This is a genomic window from Winogradskyella sp. (assembly GCF_013213835.1).
Classification (GTDB): domain Bacteria; phylum Bacteroidota; class Bacteroidia; order Flavobacteriales; family Flavobacteriaceae; genus Winogradskyella.
On record NZ_JABSSU010000003.1, the window covers coordinates 239,796 to 258,629 of the forward strand.

Annotated in this window: 17 protein-coding genes and 1 pseudogene; 11 read left to right on the forward strand and 7 right to left on the reverse strand. The window is 33.2% G+C overall.

Annotation, left to right across the window (positions count from 1 at the left end):
- Window positions 1-191: hypothetical protein (locus HRU50_RS03930; RefSeq protein WP_296348386.1), on the reverse strand; the 191-nt coding region annotated here is incomplete at its 3' end.
- A gap of 249 nt (window positions 192-440) precedes the next feature.
- Here HRU50_RS03930 and HRU50_RS03935 point away from each other — a divergent pair.
- From HRU50_RS03935 to HRU50_RS03955, 5 genes are all read left to right on the forward strand, one after another.
- Window positions 441-1,208, forward strand: a complete 768-nt coding sequence (locus HRU50_RS03935; protein WP_296348388.1) for a type 1 glutamine amidotransferase domain-containing protein — start codon at window positions 441-443, stop codon at window positions 1,206-1,208.
- Between the two features lie 51 nt (window positions 1,209-1,259).
- Window positions 1,260-1,925: an NADPH-dependent F420 reductase gene (locus tag HRU50_RS03940; RefSeq protein ID WP_296349083.1), complete on the forward strand. Its 666-nt coding sequence runs from the start codon at window positions 1,260-1,262 to the stop codon at window positions 1,923-1,925.
- 49 nt (window positions 1,926-1,974) lie between these two features.
- Window positions 1,975-2,385: an Rrf2 family transcriptional regulator gene (locus HRU50_RS03945; protein WP_296348390.1), complete on the forward strand. Its 411-nt coding sequence runs from the start codon at window positions 1,975-1,977 to the stop codon at window positions 2,383-2,385.
- Window positions 2,386-2,428: 43 nt separating this feature from the next.
- Window positions 2,429-3,334: an ester cyclase gene (locus HRU50_RS03950; protein ID WP_296348392.1), complete on the forward strand. Its 906-nt coding sequence runs from the start codon at window positions 2,429-2,431 to the stop codon at window positions 3,332-3,334.
- A gap of 102 nt (window positions 3,335-3,436) precedes the next feature.
- Window positions 3,437-3,838 carry a hypothetical protein gene (locus tag HRU50_RS03955; RefSeq protein ID WP_296348394.1) on the forward strand — a complete coding sequence of 134 codons (402 nt, stop codon included), beginning with the start codon at window positions 3,437-3,439 and terminating at the stop codon, window positions 3,836-3,838.
- On the opposite strand, the gene HRU50_RS03960 is transcribed toward HRU50_RS03955, so the two are convergent.
- Window positions 3,828-4,220 carry a helix-turn-helix domain-containing protein gene (locus HRU50_RS03960; protein ID WP_296348395.1) on the reverse strand — a complete coding sequence of 131 codons (393 nt, stop codon included), beginning with the start codon at window positions 4,218-4,220 and terminating at the stop codon, window positions 3,828-3,830. The two genes, HRU50_RS03955 and HRU50_RS03960, sit on opposite strands and share 11 nt — an antisense overlap.
- 113 nt (window positions 4,221-4,333) lie before the next feature.
- Between HRU50_RS03960 and HRU50_RS03965 the strand changes: the two genes are divergently transcribed.
- Window positions 4,334-5,170, forward strand: coding sequence for an SDR family oxidoreductase (locus HRU50_RS03965; RefSeq protein WP_296348397.1), 837 nt, complete (start codon window positions 4,334-4,336; stop codon window positions 5,168-5,170).
- Window positions 5,171-5,192: 22 nt separating this feature from the next.
- A complete protein-coding gene (locus HRU50_RS03970; protein WP_296348399.1) occupies window positions 5,193-5,978 on the forward strand; it encodes a hypothetical protein in 786 nt (261 codons plus the stop codon).
- A gap of 86 nt (window positions 5,979-6,064) precedes the next feature.
- Here the strand turns inward: HRU50_RS03970 and sppA are convergent, their stop codons facing one another.
- Window positions 6,065-7,831 carry a signal peptide peptidase SppA gene (gene sppA, locus HRU50_RS03975; protein WP_296348401.1) on the reverse strand — a complete coding sequence of 589 codons (1,767 nt, stop codon included), beginning with the start codon at window positions 7,829-7,831 and terminating at the stop codon, window positions 6,065-6,067.
- A gap of 134 nt (window positions 7,832-7,965) precedes the next feature.
- Window positions 7,966-8,652, reverse strand: coding sequence for an HDIG domain-containing metalloprotein (locus HRU50_RS16020; protein ID WP_366927346.1), 687 nt, complete (start codon window positions 8,650-8,652; stop codon window positions 7,966-7,968).
- On the opposite strand from HRU50_RS16020, the gene HRU50_RS16025 reads away from it, so the two are divergent.
- A complete protein-coding gene (locus HRU50_RS16025) occupies window positions 8,621-8,689 on the forward strand; it encodes a hypothetical protein (RefSeq protein ID WP_366927347.1) in 69 nt (22 codons plus the stop codon). The two genes, HRU50_RS16020 and HRU50_RS16025, sit on opposite strands and share 32 nt — an antisense overlap.
- Here the strand turns inward: HRU50_RS16025 and HRU50_RS03980 are convergent.
- Window positions 8,668-10,017 (reverse strand): annotated as a pseudogene (locus HRU50_RS03980) (phosphohydrolase); the annotation flags it as partial. The gene HRU50_RS16025 and the pseudogene HRU50_RS03980 overlap by 22 nt on opposite strands.
- Before the next feature lie 114 nt (window positions 10,018-10,131).
- On the opposite strand from HRU50_RS03980, the gene HRU50_RS03985 reads away from it, so the two are divergent.
- On the forward strand, window positions 10,132-11,310 hold the full coding sequence (locus HRU50_RS03985) for an acetyl-CoA C-acyltransferase (RefSeq protein ID WP_296348404.1): 1,179 nt from the start codon (window positions 10,132-10,134) through the stop codon (window positions 11,308-11,310).
- 9 nt (window positions 11,311-11,319) lie between these two features.
- Window positions 11,320-12,069 carry a C40 family peptidase gene (locus tag HRU50_RS03990; RefSeq protein WP_296348406.1) on the forward strand — a complete coding sequence of 250 codons (750 nt, stop codon included), beginning with the start codon at window positions 11,320-11,322 and terminating at the stop codon, window positions 12,067-12,069.
- A 51-nt stretch (window positions 12,070-12,120) separates the two neighbouring features.
- On the opposite strand, the gene HRU50_RS03995 is transcribed toward HRU50_RS03990, so the two are convergent.
- Together HRU50_RS03995 and gyrA are read right to left on the reverse strand one after the other, a co-directional pair.
- Window positions 12,121-13,410: a tetratricopeptide repeat protein gene (locus HRU50_RS03995; protein WP_296348407.1), complete on the reverse strand. Its 1,290-nt coding sequence runs from the start codon at window positions 13,408-13,410 to the stop codon at window positions 12,121-12,123.
- A 29-nt stretch (window positions 13,411-13,439) separates the two neighbouring features.
- Window positions 13,440-15,968: a DNA gyrase subunit A gene (gene gyrA / locus HRU50_RS04000; RefSeq protein ID WP_296348410.1), complete on the reverse strand. Its 2,529-nt coding sequence runs from the start codon at window positions 15,966-15,968 to the stop codon at window positions 13,440-13,442.
- Window positions 15,969-16,228: 260 nt separating this feature from the next.
- On the opposite strand from gyrA, the gene HRU50_RS04005 reads away from it, so the two are divergent.
- Window positions 16,229-18,781, forward strand: coding sequence for an ATP-dependent Clp protease ATP-binding subunit (locus HRU50_RS04005; protein ID WP_296348411.1), 2,553 nt, complete (start codon window positions 16,229-16,231; stop codon window positions 18,779-18,781).
- Window positions 18,782-18,834 lie beyond the last annotated feature (53 nt).

The following is an 18,834-nucleotide window of genomic DNA, read 5'->3' on the forward strand; positions in this document are numbered from 1 at the left end:
GGTGTTGCACTAATGGTTGCTGAACCTGATACTAATGATACTGGTGTAGCATCTGCTGTAATTGTTCCTGCATCAGCAGTACACTGAGCTTGAAGTTCCGAACTAAGCATTATACTTAGCGTTAAGAGAATCACGGACGTTAACTTTAGTCCATAGTGAGTCACCTTACTCTTAATGTAATTTTGTTTCATTGCTTTTTTGTTTAATTTTTTATGTTGTAAAGTTAAACAAAACATAATGTCAAAAATTACTGCCTTTGTTAAATAAATTCTAAAATTTCAAGAACTAATAATCAGTCTATTAAATAATTATCATGGATAGCTAGTTCACTAACATATTTGTTAGCTACTTACATTAAGTCGTACTTGTCGAACGCATTCAACTTCAAAATATCTTTGCTGTAATAAAATTAATTACAGTAATAATAAAACATAAAAGAGATGAACACACAAGTTAAAGAGCAAGAACAGTATGTACATTTTCACGGTGCAGAATTTAAAGGGAAAATTTTAATGGTAGCTAGTAGTCCAACAGTTTCAGAACAAACAGGTTGGCCAATTGGCTTTTGGTCTGCCGAATTAACGCATCCACTTCAAGTATTTCAAGAAGCTGGTTATGAGGTTGAATTAGTTTCTACCGAAGGTGGAAAAATTGAAATGGATGGTTATTCAAATCCTACAGATGAAAGTGGTTATGCAGCACACGATGTGATTACGTTGGGTTATATGCAGCGAGATTGGTTCAATGCAATGTTAGAAAATACAAAGCGCCTTTCAGAAGTGAATGCAAAAGATTACGATGCTATTTTTCTTGTTGGTGGACAAGCACCTATGTATACGTTTAGAAATAATGAGGCATTGCAACAACTTTTTGTTAACTTTTACGAGAACAACAAACCGAGCGCAGTAGTTTGTCACGCAACAACTTTGTTGTTAGATGCGAAAACATCTGATGGTGAGTTATTGATAAAAGATAAAACTTGGACTGGTTTCGCTAATGCTGAAGAGGATTTTGCAGATAATGCTGTCGGGATGAAAATTCAGCCATACAGAATAGAAGATGAAGCTAGAAAAATAGCTGGTACAACATTTAAAGTTGCATCACCTTTTGCGTTGTATGTGATTGAAGATGGTAATTTGATTACAGGTCAGCAACAAAATTCTGGTCACGCTGTCGCGAAAATGGTTGTTGAACAATTGAATAGGTAATAGCGTCATTACGAAAGAGGAACGATAAAGTTATCTTATAAGAATAAAGAGATTCCTGCTTTCGCAGGAAAGAAAAAAATAAAAACAATGAAATTAGCATTTATAGGAATAGGAAATGTAGGTTTTGCCATAGCAAACAACTTACAGCAAAAAGGATACGAGATTGTTGTAGCTAATGACAATCCAGATTCAAAAAGTGTACAAAAGGCACTTGCAGAAAATTCGAATTTTGAAGTATCACCAGTTCAGGAAGCAATAAAAGCATCTGAAGTGGTGTTTTTAGCAACACCTTTTAATAGTAATCAGGCGATTCTTGAAGGCTTAGATTTTCAAGGTAAAACATTAATTGATTGTACCAATCCTGTTGGTGCTGGTATTTCTCACGGATTGAAAAGTGAAATATCAGGTTCTGAAAAAATTCAGGAATGGGCTTCGACTTCTCAAGTGGTTAAGGCATTCACGATTTACGGATTTGAAAATTTCAGCAATCCTGAGGCTTTTAATTCTGAAGTGAAACCAGTAATGCTTTTTGCAGGAAATGATACTGAAGCCAAAGCACAAGCAAAAGCTATTATTAATGACACAGGCTTTTTTGCTAAAGATGTTGGTGGTTTAGACCAAGCACTTCACTTAGAACATATGACATTACTTTGGGTAAAAATGGCACGTCGTGATGGTCATCATCCAAATTTTACTTGGGCTTATTTGGAAAAGTAAAATAAAGCACATACTTTTGTACTGTAATAAAATATATTACATTTAAAAAATGGTCAAAAGCAGATTTGCCATAGTAACGCATATTTTAACACTGTTAGCAATGTTTGATGATGATTATATGTCTTCTAACGACATTGCTGGCAGTCTTAATATTAATCCTGTTTTGGTACGTAAAGAGATTGCTGCATTGAAAAAACAAGGCTTAATAGAAAGTAAGGAAGGGAAAAATGGTGGTGTAAAACTGATTAAAAAAGCAGAAGACATTAAGCTTTCTCAAATTTTCAACCTGGTTAAAGGCGAAAATTTTACATTCGGATTGGCCAAAAATGACCCGAACCCTAAATGTCCTGTTGGTAGACAAATGAATAGTAATTTACGTAATCTTTATAGGACAATAGATAATAATATAGAACAAACGTTAAAAGACACATCTTTAAAAGATTTCAAAAACCAGTTCTAAAATTTTTTAACCTAAACTGTAACAATTTTATTTACATATAAAAATGAAAACTCAATTAATCACATTAGGAATCAGTATAGCACTATTAGTAAGTTGTAATAATGCTAGTAAAACATTAGAAAACAAAACAAAAGACAAAATGGAAACAGAAACAGTAAAAACAGAATCAACAATAAAAGATTTAAAATCAATAGTCAACAAAGGGCAAGACGCTTTTTTTAAAGACTATAATGAAAGCGATTTAAGAACTTACTTTAATGAAGATTACATTCAGCATAATCCACACGTGCCAGCAGGATTAGAACCAGTAGTTGGTTTCTTGCCAAATTTAAAAGAAGCAGGAACAACAGTAAAAACACATAGATTATTGCAAGATGGTGACCTTGTTGTAGCTCATAACTCTTATGATAATGCGCAGGCTTTTGGGGCCAAAGAAATCGTAGCTTTTGACATTTACAGAGTAGAAAATGGAAAAATAGCTGAGCATTGGGATGCCATCACACCTAAAGTTACCGAAACTGCAAGCGGAAGAAGTCAGACTAATGGTCCAACAACTATAACAGATTTAGATAAAACTGAAGCAAACAAAGCTTTGGTTATGAACTTTGTAAATGATGTGTTAATGGGTAAAAATCCATCTAAAATTTCAGAATACATCAATCCTGAAAAATACCACCAACATAATACACAAGTAAAAGATGGATTAGAAGGATTAGGTCAAGCACTTGAATATTTAACTTCTCAAAACAATATGTTTGTCTATCATAAAATCCACAGAATTATAGGTGAAGGAAATTTTGTATTGACGCAAAGTGAAGGTGAATGGAATGGCGGAAAACCACACGCTTATTACGATTTATTTAGAATAGAAGATGGTAAACTTGTTGAGCATTGGGATATCATTCAAGAAATACCAGCAGAGCAAGCACATAGCAATACAATGTTTTAATTGAAGTCACTTCGAGTGTCTAAAACTGTTGCAATTCGACAAGCTCAGTGCGACAGTTTTGGATGTATCGAAAAGTATTTGAAATCAAAATAAATCAATAAAATGATGTTAACCAGTATCACAATTTGTATCGCAATAGTATTGGTTTTGTTTTTCGTTTTCAGAAAACAAAGTAAGCTCATCTCGTATGGTTTATTAGTAAATCAACGTAACATAAAAATTGGTGAACATCAATACATTATTGAGCAATACCGATTTAAAAACGCAATAGATTCTTTTCATTACTACAGAAAAGTAGTGTCTGATTTTTCGATACTTCCTAAACTACGACATTCAAAATACGACCTTTACGACTGGAATTTTACCTATCTAGAATTTGAACCCTTTAGTATTCGGTTTGCTAAATATGGTGACGTATTACAATGTATAAAAAGTGTGCAACCGATTTCAATATCAGACTTTGAATCAGATTATGCTGATATTTTAAAACAAATTAATTCTTAGGCACTTTTTTTTCATTTTCAACCTTACCATACATCGTTCCCCATTCTTCCATAGCTTTAAAAATAGGAGTAAGCGTGTCACCTTTTTCAGTAAGTGTATAAACAACTTTAGGTGGCACTTGAGCAAAAACTTCTCTGTGTAAGATACCATCATTTTCTAATTCTCTAAGATGGTCAGTTAGCATACGTTTGCTAATTCCTGGTAAGCGTCTGTGCATTTCACCAAAACGATTAATACCTAAATCAATTAAATAAAGGATGGCTGGTTTCCATTTTCCACCAATAACTTTTAAGGTTACAGTGACTGGACATTGATTCAAATCTTGAAAAATTTGTTCGAATCTAAATAATTTTTCTTCTTGGCTTAAAATATTTTCAGGCATAATTATCTGATTTTCAATAATAGTTTACTTTTTATTACTAGGTTATTAAATAATAACTACTTGCAAATATAGTGTTTATGTTTGAATTTTGTACAGAATCTAAATCAGTAAAAATGAAAAACTTAACAGTAATTGGAGCAACAGGTAAACTTGCAGTTCCAACAATAAAAAGATTAGTAGAAAATGGTGTTGCTGTAAAAGCAGTTGTAAGAGATATTGAATCTGCTCAAGAAAAATTACCAGAACAAGTAGAAATTGTACAAGGAGATTTAGAAGATGTAAACAGCCTTAGAACTGCACTTGACGGAACAGAGTATTTGTATTTGAATCTTTCAGCACCAAATCCGTATGCAGATTTTATTCCAGAAGTTCAAGGTATTGAAAATATACTTGAAGCAGCTCGTGAGCAATTAAAGCAAATCATACAGATTTCAGGATTAGGAGCATTACATCCAGAATATCATCCAACAGGAAAGAAAATTATTGATAATGAGTTGCGTTCAAAAGGTCACGAAATCATTAGAAACTATGGTATACCTCATACTGTATTTCATTGTACGTGGTTTATAAATGCATTGCCTTGGTTTGTTCAAGAGGAGAATTTATTTGTGTTCGGAGAATACAAAACACCTATGTATTGGACAAATACTACCGACTTAGCGGATTATGTTACAGCTTCGATAGCTAATGAAGATGCCTTTAATAAAGATTTTGCATTACAAGGTGAAGAAGCAATGAGCTATCCAGATGCTGCACAAGCATTTGTAGATATAAAACAATTACCTCTTAATGTGATAAATGCACCAGTTCCAGAAAATGATTTAGGTCATTTTGGTGATATGCTTCGTTATTTTGAAGAGTTTGAAGAGCAATTCTCTGCTAAAGATACATTTACTGTTTTAGGCAAACCTAAGCTGTCTGTAAAAGACGCCATAACAGAAATTTTATAGGAATAATTTAAATCAAATAGAAATGAAAAGTAGTCTAACAATTCTTATGTGCTTAGCACTTTTTACAAGTTGTAAAACTGAAAAAAAAGAGAATACAGCTGAAAGTTCAGCACAAAAGAAAACAGAAGTAAATGAAGAAAAAAAACCAGAAACAATGAACTCAATTTTTGAACTCGCAATTAATCAGTCTAAAGAAAATCAACATCAAGAATTTTTAAATACACGTGCTGCATTTGTGGATGTATTAGGGAAAGAAAAAGCAACGTTGAATGAAGCCAAATGGCAACCATTTTTTACTGTAGTGCCAGATATGGATTTAGGTCGTGTGCTAGCAGGAATGACCGAATGGAACTCTATGCAAGGTTTTGGAGAAGCTGCAATGCGTTTATTACCACAAAAAGAAGCTGTAGATTATTTTTTAACGTTTAATCCTTTAGCTTATGCTTTATTAGAAACAGTAGATGGAAAACCTTTTGATATTGAATCCATCAAAAAAGAAGGTACAGTAGTAGAATTTGCTGTTAGAAAAGGAAAAACTTCAGATGCTTTTGGTACAACAAGAGATGCATTCTTTAAGTCATTAGAAAGTTATGAAGGTTACCGGTTTGCTAGAGAGTTTAAAGTATATAAACTTAACGAACAAGGTATTCCTAACTTAGCAGAAAACACTCAAGCAGTGGTAATTGTTTGGGACAATGCAGAGCAGTTTCAAGCAGCAGCACAACCAGTTTTTGCATCTAAAGAATATGCCGATTTTGCTGGTGTAATAGATGTTGAAACCTACTTTGCGACATCACCTATAAAGTAAAGTTGATTAATAGTGTTATGAAAAGGCAACTGGTTACTGAGGTTTTCGAAGTGCAGTTGTCTTTTTTAATTTATCAGGATCAAATGTTATTCGATATGTGTTCCGTAAGGAAATAACAATTGTACACCTTCACGTTGTGTTTGTGTTTTAATGTCCTTCCAAACTTTATAACCTTCTTCACCGAGTTCTTCCTTTATGAGCTCTTCCTTGGTTTGCATTAATCCAAATTGACTTAATGATTCTGCAAAATCTTTCTTAAACACAGGAAATTCTTTAATGGCGTACTCTTCTATATTTGCTAATTCAGTCGCTTTTTCCAAAGCAGTGTCTAATCCACCAATTTCATCAACAAGACCGATCTCAATTGCTTCATTACCTGTCCAAACGCGACCTTGAGCAATCGTGTTCACATCTTCTTTAGTCATTTTTCTTCCATCAGCAACTCTAGTTAAGAACAAATCATAAACATCAATGATACCTTCCTTGATGTATCTTCTCTGATTTTCTGTCATTGGTTTTGTAAAACTATAGGCAATAGAATTACTGTTTGTGGTTACTTGATGTGTACTGATTCCCCATTTTTTAAATAATTCTGTACCATTAGGTAACATTCCAAAAACACCAATACTACCTGTAACAGTCATTGGTTCTGCAACAATGTAATCTGCATTAGAAGCAATATAATAACCGCCCGAAGCTGCATAATTACCCATTGACACGACAACAGGTTTCACTTTTTTAGTTAACTCAATTTCTCGCCAAATCAATTCACTAGTCAATGCACTTCCGCCTGGAGAATTTACTCGCAAAACAATGGCTTTGATTCTATCATCTTCTCTAGCCTTTTTTAATGATGTATTAATAATACCTTGACCAACAAAATTTTCATCACCTTCACCATAAATAATTTCTCCTTCAGCAAAAATGACGGCTATCTTATCTTTCTTATAATTCGACTTTTGTTTTGTTGATACATATTCTGAATATTCTTTAATATCCGTACTAGCCAACTTATCTTCAGGATTAATACCAATGTGTTGTTTTATACCATTAACATATTCGTCATAGTAACCTATTTTATCAACTATTTTATGCTCTAGCGCCAGCTTTGGCGTTCTGCTGTACAAGCTATCTGCAATAATATTTAGATCTGCTGAAGAAATTGCTCGACTTTCACTAATATCTGACTTAATAGTTGCCCACATAGAATTTAAATAGGATTCTATTTGTTCTCTGTTAGCTTCACTCATTTCATTTTCTAAAAATGGTTCTACTGCACTTTTGTATTTACCATGGCGCACCACTTCCATTTTTAAACCAGTCTTTTCCTGAAAATCTTTATAATAATACTGTTCTGAAGCTAAACCATTAAACTCTATTGTTCCAGAAGGGTTTACGTACATTGTATCTGCTGCAGAACTTAAATAATAGGATTGTTGTGTATAGATATCTGAATAAGCCACAACAAACTTTCCACTTTCCTTAAAGTCAATTAAGGCGTCTCTCAATGCCTTAAGTTGCGCATAACCGGCAAAGGTTAAATTATTTTCTATGGTAATACCTTTAATTTTAGGATCTTCCTTAGCGTAGGCAATAGCACTTATCATCCCAAATAAGCTATGCTTTGGGTCTTCATTTAAAAATGTATAGTCTTTATATTCTTTCTTTCCTAAATGATCTTCTATTGGAAAATCTAAATTTAGGTTTAAAACTGAATTACTTTTTACAATTATTGGTTCTTCACCCGAACTTCCTAAGACAGCCAAAAAGAAAATCATCAGAAAAAAACCTACAATTGAAAATATAGTTAGTCCAACTAATGTCGAAAATACGCGACCAAAAAAACTCTTCATTTATCTAATTTTTTAATTTGAAGAGTTAGTCTATTAAAAAGACGAATAGTTACACCTATTCAGAACAAATTTTGAAATTAATTTATCTAACAAAAAGATAATCATTCATCTTTTACAACGTCATTATTCAACTATTATTCAGGATACTCTATACGAAGGTGATAAATGTTAGCCAGTTTGAGTTTAAGCACCTTCTTTATAGCTTCTATTTCTTTAAAAGTAATATTTGCATTAAGAAACTGACCTGTTTCCATTTGTTTATTGATAATGTTTTCGACAAAGTCGTTAATCTTAGTAGTCGTTGGTTCTTTTAAGCTTTTAGATGCAGCTTCAACACTATCGCACATCATTAATATGGCTGTTTCTTTACTAAATGGTTTAGGTCCAGGATATGAAAAATGTGCTATGTCTGCATCTTCATTTTCAGCTTTCTCTTTCATGTAGAAATAATACACTGAACTTGTTCCATGATGTGTCCTTATAAAATCAATTACTCTATCAGGAAGATTATTTCTTTTCGCAATTTCGATACCTCGAATGGTATGTTCAATAATGATTTTAGCACTTTCCTTGTTTGACAGTTCATCGTGAGGATTAATACCTGTACTTTGATTTTCGGTGAAATATGTCGGGTTCCTCATTTTACCTATATCGTGATAAAGCGCTCCTACTCTAACTAACATAGCATTGGCACCAATTTCATTTGCTGAAGCTTCAGCTAAGTTGGCAACATTGAGCGAATGATGAAACGTTCCTGGTGCCTTATTTGATAATTCTTTCAATAATTTGGTGTTGGTATCTGAAAGCTCTAATAAAGACACATCTGAGACCAATCCAAAAATCTTTTCATATATATAAATTAACGGTTGAACAAATAATGTTGCTAAACCACCGAGTATAAAAAGTCCAAAATTTTCCCACTTTATACTTGTAACTTGACCTTCATGAATAACAAAGAATGCAAAATATGCTATGATGTATATTAATGTAATCTGACCAACAGATATAAATAAATTAGCGCGTTTATAAAGTTCAGAAACTGTTAGAATTGTTACGATACCTGCAATGATTTGCAAAAACATATATTCATAACTGTTTGGTACTATGAATCCTAAAAGCAAAACGGTTAGCACATGAGAAAAGAGTCCTAAGCGCGCATCAAAAAAGGCCTTCAAAACCAATGGTAGAATACAAAGAGGTACTACATATATATACTCTGAATTATAATTTATTACTAGAGTAGTGAGTAATATCATGACCATGATATTAAAGAAAATAAACGTGACTTTTGTATTATTTAAAAATACTTCTAGTCGGTACTTTCTTAAAAACAATAAGAGCATTAATAATGCTAATGCCACAAGTAATGTGTACGCTACAAGTACCCAATTGTAATTGGCAGAGTTCCATACCTGAGATTCGTATTCAGACTTTAGAGAATTTAAGATAATAAACTCTTCTTCTTCTACTACTTGCCCCTTAGAAATTATCAATTGATCTACCTCGATACTACCACGAGTTTCAGAAATCTGTGAAAGTTGTTCTTCTTTAGTTTTATTAGTTAAATTTTCATTTACAGTCAGATTGGGAACAATGATATCATAAAAGAGTGAAATCATTTTGTTTTTGTAGTCAATCGTAACTTTAGAATTAAAATGATCTTCTATAGTACTTGGCAACTGACTTATAGCTACTATTTCACCATAAAGTAATTCTTTTTCTACTGTGTTATTTTTTACTATAACAACAGGTTTATTATTACTGTAGTTATATCCTAGGTCGGCAATTCCATTTAAATAAAGTTTATCAAGTAAATCCTTACCATGTTTAAAAACTAGAGAGTTGGTATAAAAATTACCAATTGAGTCGTTAATAACTTCGCTAAATTTATCCTTATAACTATCTAAAACTTTGTTTTTAACCCCAACATCAATATCAAAATAAATTGCTGAATTTACTTCAATTTCTTTTTGTTCTTTGCTTAACTCAGATTCGGTCTTCTTAATTGCAAAGTTAAATGGGGCATATAAATTTTCAGATTGCCAAGGTTTACCTTTCTCAAAATTATATCTGAATTTTCCTGTCTTCGGAAAAAGATAAACAATAAATAATGTAGTAAATGTTAACAGTAAAACCTTATATACTAAGGCGTGATTTTTATACCATTTATCTAGAAGTTCTTTCATAGGTAATCAAATGTAGTAAATAATAAATTTTTAAACCGCCTTAATACTAATAACATTCCCTAATCTCTCAAAAAATGATTAATTTCGTGCCAACTAAATAAAAACAAAAAACACATGAATAAGGAAGTAGTAATTGTATCTGCTGTTAGAACACCAATAGGTAGTTTTCTAGGTAGTTTATCTAGTGTTCCTGCACCAAGATTAGGTGCAGCTGCCATAAAAGGTGCATTAGATAAAATTAATTTAAAACCAGAACTTGTAGATGAGGTTTTAATGGGTAATGTGGTGCAGGCTGGTACTGGTCAAGCTCCAGCAAGACAAGCTGCTATTTATTCTGGTATACCTGATACTGTTCCTTGTACAACTGTAAATAAAGTGTGCTCTTCTGGTATGAAAACCGTAATGCAAGCAGCGCAGTCTATTCGTTTAGGTGATGCTGATATTATTGTTGCTGGTGGTATGGAAAACATGAGTGCAATTCCACATTATTACCATGCACGTAGTGCTACTAAATTTGGACCTGCAACTTTGGAAGATGGTATGCAGAAAGATGGTTTAGTAGATGCTTATGATAACAACGCCATGGGTGTTTGTGCTGACGCTTGTGCTGTAGAATATGATTTTTCTAGAGAAGACCAAGATGCCTTTGCTATTCAATCATATGAACGCTCTGCATCGGCTTGGGATTCTGGTAAATTTGATAATGAAGTTGTTCCTGTTGAAGTACCACAAAGACGCGGGGAACCTGTAGTCTTTAGTAAAGATGAGGAATATACAAACGTGAAAATGGAAAAAATTCCAGCTCTTCGTCCTGCTTTTACTAAAGAAGGTACAGTGACCGCTGCTAATGCTTCGACTATAAATGATGGTGCAGCTGCATTAGTTCTAATGAGCAAAGACAAAGCTGATGAATTAGGTCTTAAACCATTAGTGACAATTAAAAGTTATGCAGATGCAGCTCAAGAACCAGAATGGTTTACCACTGCACCAGCAAAAGCTTTACCTAAAGCACTTGCAAAAGCTAATATTGAATTGAGTGATGTGGACTACTTCGAATTCAATGAGGCTTTTTCAGTTGTCGGTTTAGCAAATATGAAAATTCTTGGTTTATCTGACGATAACGTCAATGTTAATGGTGGCGCTGTTTCTTTAGGCCATCCATTAGGTTGTTCTGGAGCAAGAATTTTAGTAACTCTAATAAATGTTTTACATCAAAATAATGCCAAAATTGGTGCGGCTGCTATTTGTAATGGTGGCGGTGGCGCTTCTGCGATGGTATTAGAACGTTCCTAAATTCTATTTATGCAATACGGCTTATGTAATCTAGGTATTGTTCCTATTCGTCTAGAACCAAGCGATACAAGCGAAATGGTGACACAAGCCTTGTATGGTGATTTTTTTAAGGTTCTAGAAAAAAGGAAAAAATGGAGCCGAATACGCTTTGCATTTGACAAATACGAGGGTTGGATTGATAATAAGCAATACAAAGAAATAACAGAAACAGATTATAAAGAAAATGCTGATGTAAATCTTAATCTTTCAATAGATTTAATTGAGTATGTTTCTGATAATTCAAATGGATTATACACCATTCCTATTGGTTCAAATCTTAACGGACTAGCATTACTAGGTCATAGTTTCGATGGTAATACTTTAACTGAAAAAAATCCGAAGCAAAACTTAATACAGACAGCGTTCGTATTTTTAAATGCGCCTTATTTATGGGGTGGGAAAACACCATTTGGAATTGATTGTTCTGGTTTTACTCAAATGGTTTATAAACTTAATGGCTATAAATTATTAAGAGATGCCTCTCAACAGGCTACACAAGGTGAAGCTCTAAGTTTTATTGAAGAAAGTGAACCAGGTGACTTGGCTTTTTTTGATAACGCAGAAGGTAACATTATTCATGTGGGTATTATAATGCAAGATAACTACATCATTCATGCTCATGGCAGAGTCAGAATTGATAGACTAGATCACAGTGGAATTTACAATGTTGATCAAAACAAACATACGCACAAGCTTAGAGTGATTAAAAAAGTGATATAAAAAAAGCGACTTAAATAAGTCGCTTTTTTTAATATATACAAATAACAGCTGTTAATTACCCGCAGCTTTAATTTCTTCCGCTTTAGCTTTATTAGCTTTATATTTATCTACTTCACCTAAAGCACTGTAAATATTAGCTAATTGATTAAAAATATCAGCATTTTGTAAACTTGGATTATTTGAAATAAAGTCCTCTAATATTTTAGCGCCAGCAGTAAATAATACATTTTTCTCTTCACGTAACTCATCATATCTTTTGTTATCTGCAGCTGAATTTCCTAACGAATTCATTTCATCATTTAGGGCATTCCCTTTACTCACTTCCAAAAATGATAAATTTAACGCGGCATTAGCATAATCAGGCTTAATTCTAAGGGCATTTGAAAATGCTTCTTTAGCTACTTCATTTTGACTCACCTCCATGGCAGTAATACCTACATTGTAGTTGAGATCTGGATTGTTTGGATCTCTTCTTAAGGCTTCTCTAAATAATTCGAAAGCCGCTTCACTGTTACCAACCTTTATTTGAATTGTAGCTTCTGTTAACACTAAATTATTGTCTTCGGGAAACTCTTTTCTAGCGTCATCTATAGCTGTTAAAGCTTCTTCATTCTTTCCCTGAGAAACGTATATGAATGCTATATTTTTAACAATATTAGCTCTCTTCGACTCTTCTAATTTATCTACCGGTTTAATATGAGTTTTTAAAGTTTTAACCGCAAAATCTCTATTCGCTTTCTCAGGAAAAAACTCCTCACCACCTGTTTCCTTATTTACAGCAGTATAATTCATTTTTATACCAGTATAACCAAGTTCTTTAAGCTTGATAAAATGCTTTAACGAAGTGTCATAATCATTATTTTGGGCAGCTAATAATGCTGCATTATACAGGTAAATTGTATCCTTGGAAGAAATCTTATAAATATTAGCATAGGCTTTCGAAGCTACACCTAAATTCTTTTTATTAAAAGCGTCATTAGCTTTCTTTAAAAAGGTGTTATAAATCTCAGTTTTAATCTCATCAGCTTGCTCGGTATATTTCTTTTTACCAATTTTAGCTTCGTGATTCTTTAATTGCTCTAGTGTAGATACAGCCATTTCAATATCTGCATCAGTAGCAGCACCATTCGCATATAAGGCTTTAGCTTTTAGAAAATAAAACTTCGATATGGTTTTATCATCCATATTTGCCATTAAACCTTCAGCTGCAGAAACTGCAGATTTTGCATTGGAAAAATTCGAACTTTTTAGTGCCTTCTCTATTGCCTTTATTTCATTTTTTTGAGCAAAAGACATAGTTGTAAGGACTAGAGTAAGCACTAATGTCATTAACTTTTTCATTGTGTAGTAAATAGTTTTAATATTAATTTTTAGTTTTCAGTTTCAGTAGTATCAATAGCCGTGCCATCTTCTGCAGAAGATTGATTATCAATAGATTCATCTAAATCAGTTTCTTCCTCTTCATCCTTCATTACTTTGGCAACAGCTGCAATAGCATCTTTACCTTTTAGGTTGATCAACTTAACACCTTGAGTGGCTCTACCCATAACTCTAAGGTCTGCAACTTCCATTCTAATGGCAATACCTGATTTGTTGATAATCATTAAATCATCCTCATCAGTCACATTTTTTATAGCTACTAAGCTTCCTGTTTTATCTGTAATAGAAATTGTCTTAACACCTTTTCCACCTCTATTGGTAATTCTATAATCATCGAGGCTAGAACGTTTTCCATATCCATTTTCAGAAACCACAAGAATATTACTTTCCATATCGTTGACAGCTATCATACCTATAACTTCGTCATTTTCGTGACCTAAAGTAATTCCTCTAACACCAGAAGCATTTCTTCCCATTGGTCTTGTCTTAGCTTCTTCGAAACGGATAGCTTTACCAGACTTAAGTGCTAACATTACTTGACTTTCACCTGTTGTTAACTTAGCTTCTAATAATGTATCGTCTTCTTTAATGGTTATTGCATTGATTCCATTAGTTCTTGGACGAGAATATTGTTCTAAAGATGTCTTCTTAACCTGACCTTTCTTCGTGGCCATAATTACATAATGACTATTAATGTACTCTTCATCTTTAAGGTCTTGCGTACAAATGAATGCCATTACTTTATCATCTTGCTCAATATTGATTAGGTTTTGAATTGCTCTACCTTTTGAAGTTTTGCTTCCTTCTGGTATTTCATAAACACGCATCCAGAAACATTTCCCTTTTTGGGTAAAGAACAACATATACTGATGGTTTGTACCAACAAATAAATGCTCTAAGAAATCTTCATTTCTTGTCGTAGATGCTTTCTGTCCTACTCCACCTCTATTTTGAGTTTTATACTCGGTTAAAGATGTTCTCTTTATATAACCTGCATGAGAAATTGTAATCACTACTTTCTCATTTGGAATCATATCTTCAATAGATAAATCTCCACCAGCGTACTCAATGTTAGAACGACGCTCATCGCCATACTTATCTTTTACAACTTCAAGCTCATCTTTAATGATATCCATACGACGCTCTTTCTTGTCAAGAATGTCTTTTAAATCTTCTATGGTCTTCATTAACTCTTCATACTCAGCACGCAGCTTGTCTTGCTCTAGTCCTGTTAATTGACGTAGACGCATTTCTACAATTGCTTTTGCTTGTATTTCAGTAAGCTTAAATCGTTCAATCAATTTGTTACGTGCTTCATCAGCATTTGCAGATGCTCTAATTAAAGCAATAACTTCATCGATATTATCTGATGCAATAATTAATCCTTCAAGAATATGAGCTCTTTCTTCAGCCTTACGTAATTCATATTTTGTACGTCTTACAACTACCTCATGTCTGTGCTCAACGAAATAGTGAATTAAATCTTTAAGATTTAATAATTGAGGACGACCATTAACTAGTGCAATATTATTCACACTAAAAGATGATTGTAAAGCCGTGTATTTGAATAATTTATTGAGAACGATATTAGGAATTGCATCACGCTTTAAAACGTAAACGATACGCATTCCTTTTCTATCAGACTCATCTCTAATTGTAGAAATACCTTCTAACTTCTTATCATTCACCAAGTCCGCAGTCTTTTTAATCATGTCTGCCTTATTAACTTGGTAAGGAATTTCAGTTACAATGATACATTCTCTACCGTTAACCTCTTCAATGTTAGCTTTTCCTCGCATGACAATTCGTCCGCGACCTGTATGAAAAGCTTCTTTAACACCATCATAACCATAAATAGTTCCACCTGTAGGGAAATCTGGTGCTTTGATGTGTTGCATTAACTCATCAACTTCGATATCTGTATTATCTATGTATGCTATAGTACCATTTACAACTTCAGTAAGGTTGTGTGGTGGCATATTAGTAGCCATACCAACTGCAATACCTGAAGCGCCATTAACTAATAAACTTGGAATACGTGTTGGTAAAACCGTTGGCTCTTTTAAAGTATCATCAAAATTAAGTTTATGATCAACCGTATCTTTGTCAATATCCGCAAGCATTTCTTCAGAAATCTTTTGCATTCTTGCTTCTGTATAACGCATTGCTGCTGGACTATCACCATCTACAGAACCAAAGTTTCCTTGTCCATCAATTAACATGTAACGTAAACTCCATTCTTGAGCCATACGTACCATTGTGTCATAAACTGATGTATCACCATGTGGATGATACTTACCTAAAACTTCACCAACTATTCTTGCAGACTTCTTATGCGCCGTGTTTGCTCTAACACCTAACTCATGCATACCGTAAAGTACTCTTCTATGAACTGGTTTTAAACCATCTCTTACATCTGGTAAAGCACGTGACACAATGACCGACATTGAATAATCAATGTAGGCTGATTTCATTTCATCTTCAATGTTAATTGGAATGAGTTTTTCTCCTTCTGCCATATATTAATTTAATTAGTTTTTTTATAGGTTTTCAAAACGTGCTAATATAACCATTTATATAGTGTTGATGCACTTTTTATATGTGTATTTTAAGAGTTTTTATTAACAATTTTTAATATCTGTTTCGTTAATAAGTATCCCCTATTTTTCTTTGATTTGAAATGCTTTTTTAGTCTCTTCGTTTTTATGATTTATTTAGGTATGGTTTTTGACCTTTAATCATATGTTTTTATTATTTTTAATGCAGAAAGGATTACACTATGGACGATAATTTTTCCCCGAGAGTAAAAGATGTTATTGCGTACAGTAAAGAAGAGGCTTTAAGATTAGGCCATGACTTTATTGGTACGGAACATTTAATGCTTGGTTTATTGAGAGATGGGAACGGAAAAGCGATTGACATACTCACTTCTTTAGAGATAGATTTAAATCATCTTAGAAGAAAAGTTGAGATATTAAGTCCGGCAAACCCAAATATAACCTCTATATCAAACGAAAAAAAGAACTTGCACCTCACAAGGCAAGCAGAACGCGCATTGAAAACAACTTTTCTTGAAGCTAAGTTGTTTCAAAGTACATCTATTAACACAGCACATTTGTTACTGTGTATTTTAAGAAATGAAAATGATCCTACTACAAAGTTGTTAAATAAACTCAAAGTGGATTATGATAACGTTAAAGAAGAATTTAAATCTATGATAACAAACGAAGACGAATATCTAGAAACGCCAAAGGCGGAATCATATTCTGATGACGATTTAAGTCCAGAAGATGAATCTAGACAAAACCCATTTAGTGGAGGACAGTCTAGTAAAACAAATAAAAAATCAAAAACTCCTGTTTTAGATAATTTTGGTAGAGACCTAACTGTATTGGCAGAAGAAGGAAAATTAGATCCTGTGGTAGGTCGTGAGAAAGAAATACAACGTGTTTCTCAAATATTAAGTAGGAGAAAAAAGAATAATCCATTACTCATTGGAGAACCCGGAGTTGGTAAATCTGCAATCGCAGAAGGTTTGGCGTTAAGAATTGTAAAACGTAAAGTGTCACGTAATCTGTTCAACAAAAGAGTTGTGACACTAGATTTAGCAAGCTTAGTTGCCGGCACTAAATATAGAGGTCAGTTTGAAGAACGCATGAAAGCTGTCATGAATGAACTAGAGAAGAATGATGATATCATTTTGTTCATTGATGAAATTCACACTATTGTTGGTGCTGGTGGAGCTACTGGTAGTTTAGACGCATCTAACATGTTTAAACCGGCTTTAGCTAGAGGCGAAATTCAATGTATTGGTGCTACTACATTAGATGAGTACAGACAGTACATCGAAAAAGATGGTGCTTTAGAAAGAAGATTTCAAAAAGTCATTGTTGAGCCAACTTCAGTTGAAGAGACTATTGAAATCTTAAACAACATTAAAGGTAAGTACGAAGAGCATCATAATGTAGATTATACAGATGAGGCTATTGAAGCTTGTGTTAAATTAACGAATCGTTACATGACGGAACGCTTTTTACCAGACAAAGCTATTGATGCGTTAGATGAAGCAGGATCTCGTGTACATATCACTAATATCGATGTTCCAAAACAAATTCTAGAATTAGAAAAAAAATTAGAGGAAGTTAAGGAGACAAAAAATAGTGTTGTTAAAAAACAGAAATATGAAGAGGCTGCTAAACTAAGAGACGACGAAAAGCGTCTTGAAAAAGAATTAGCAACAGCTCAAGAAAAGTGGGAAGAAGAAACCAAACAGCATAGAGAAACAGTTACTGAAGACAATGTAGCAGACGTAATCTCTATGATGACTGGAATACCTGTAAACAAAATTGCTCAGACAGAACTTAACAAACTTGCTGAATTACCTAATTTAATAAAAGGTAGAGTAATTGGTCAAGACAATGCTGTAGCAAAAGTAGTTAAAGCGATTCAGAGAAATAGAGCTGGTTTAAAAGATCCAAATAAGCCAATAGGTTCATTCATCTTCTTAGGTCAAACAGGTGTTGGTAAAACACAATTGGCTAAAGTATTAGCTAATGAACTTTTTGATAGTAATGAAGCTTTAGTTCGCATAGACATGAGTGAATACATGGAGAAATTCGCTGTATCAAGATTAATTGGTGCACCTCCAGGATACGTCGGTTATGAAGAAGGTGGACAATTAACTGAGAAAATTAGACGTAAGCCTTATGCAGTTGTGCTTTTAGATGAGATTGAAAAAGCACATCCAGATGTATTTAATATGCTACTTCAAGTATTAGATGATGGTTATTTAACTGATAGTTTAGGTAGAAAAATAGACTTCAGAAATACAATCATAATTATGACTTCTAACATAGGTGCTAGAAAACTGAAAGATTTTGGTACTGGTGTTGGTTTCGGAACTTCTGCAAAGCAAGCACAAGAATCGGATCATGCAAAAGCAGTCATTGAAAACGCACTGAAAAAAGCCTTCGCACCTGAATTCTTGAACAGAATAGATGATGTTATTGTGTTTAATGCACTAGAAAAAGAAGACATTAACAAAATCATTGATATTGAACTTGTTAAGCTAGTTGATAGAATTAAAGATTTAGGCTATATCCTTAAATTAACTGACAGTGCTAAAGACTATATTGCAGAAAAAGGTTTTGATAAACAATATGGTGCACGTCCTTTAAAAAGAGCTATTCAAAAGTATGTTGAAGACGCCTTAGCTGAAGAAATCATCAATTCAAAAATACAAGAAGGTGATACAATTACTATGGATTTAGATTCTAAAACTGATAGTTTGAAAATCAAAATTAAAACTTCTGGTAAAGCAACTGAATCTTAAATTAATTATAATTTAATTCAAAACTCCTCATTTTATGGGGAGTTTTTTTTATC

Bases quoted from the DNA above. Each gene is read 5' to 3' on its own strand.
- HRU50_RS04005 (WP_296348411.1), top strand. From the start codon at position 16,229: ATGGACGATAATTTTTCCCCGAGAGTAAAAGATGTTATTGCGTACAGT.
- HRU50_RS03985 (WP_296348404.1), top strand. From the start codon at position 10,132: ATGAATAAGGAAGTAGTAATTGTATCTGCTGTTAGAACACCAATAGGT.
- HRU50_RS03995 (WP_296348407.1), bottom strand. From the start codon at position 13,410: ATGAAAAAGTTAATGACATTAGTGCTTACTCTAGTCCTTACAACTATG.
- HRU50_RS03935 (WP_296348388.1), top strand. From the start codon at position 441: ATGAACACACAAGTTAAAGAGCAAGAACAGTATGTACATTTTCACGGT.
- HRU50_RS03950 (WP_296348392.1), top strand. From the start codon at position 2,429: ATGAAAACTCAATTAATCACATTAGGAATCAGTATAGCACTATTAGTA.
- gyrA (WP_296348410.1), bottom strand. From the start codon at position 15,968: ATGGCAGAAGGAGAAAAACTCATTCCAATTAACATTGAAGATGAAATG.
- HRU50_RS03955 (WP_296348394.1), top strand. From the start codon at position 3,437: ATGATGTTAACCAGTATCACAATTTGTATCGCAATAGTATTGGTTTTG.
- HRU50_RS03965 (WP_296348397.1), top strand. From the start codon at position 4,334: ATGAAAAACTTAACAGTAATTGGAGCAACAGGTAAACTTGCAGTTCCA.
- sppA (WP_296348401.1), bottom strand. From the start codon at position 7,831: ATGAAGAGTTTTTTTGGTCGCGTATTTTCGACATTAGTTGGACTAACT.
- HRU50_RS03990 (WP_296348406.1), top strand. From the start codon at position 11,320: ATGCAATACGGCTTATGTAATCTAGGTATTGTTCCTATTCGTCTAGAA.
- HRU50_RS03970 (WP_296348399.1), top strand. From the start codon at position 5,193: ATGAAAAGTAGTCTAACAATTCTTATGTGCTTAGCACTTTTTACAAGT.
- HRU50_RS03945 (WP_296348390.1), top strand. From the start codon at position 1,975: ATGGTCAAAAGCAGATTTGCCATAGTAACGCATATTTTAACACTGTTA.
- HRU50_RS03960 (WP_296348395.1), bottom strand. From the start codon at position 4,220: ATGCCTGAAAATATTTTAAGCCAAGAAGAAAAATTATTTAGATTCGAA.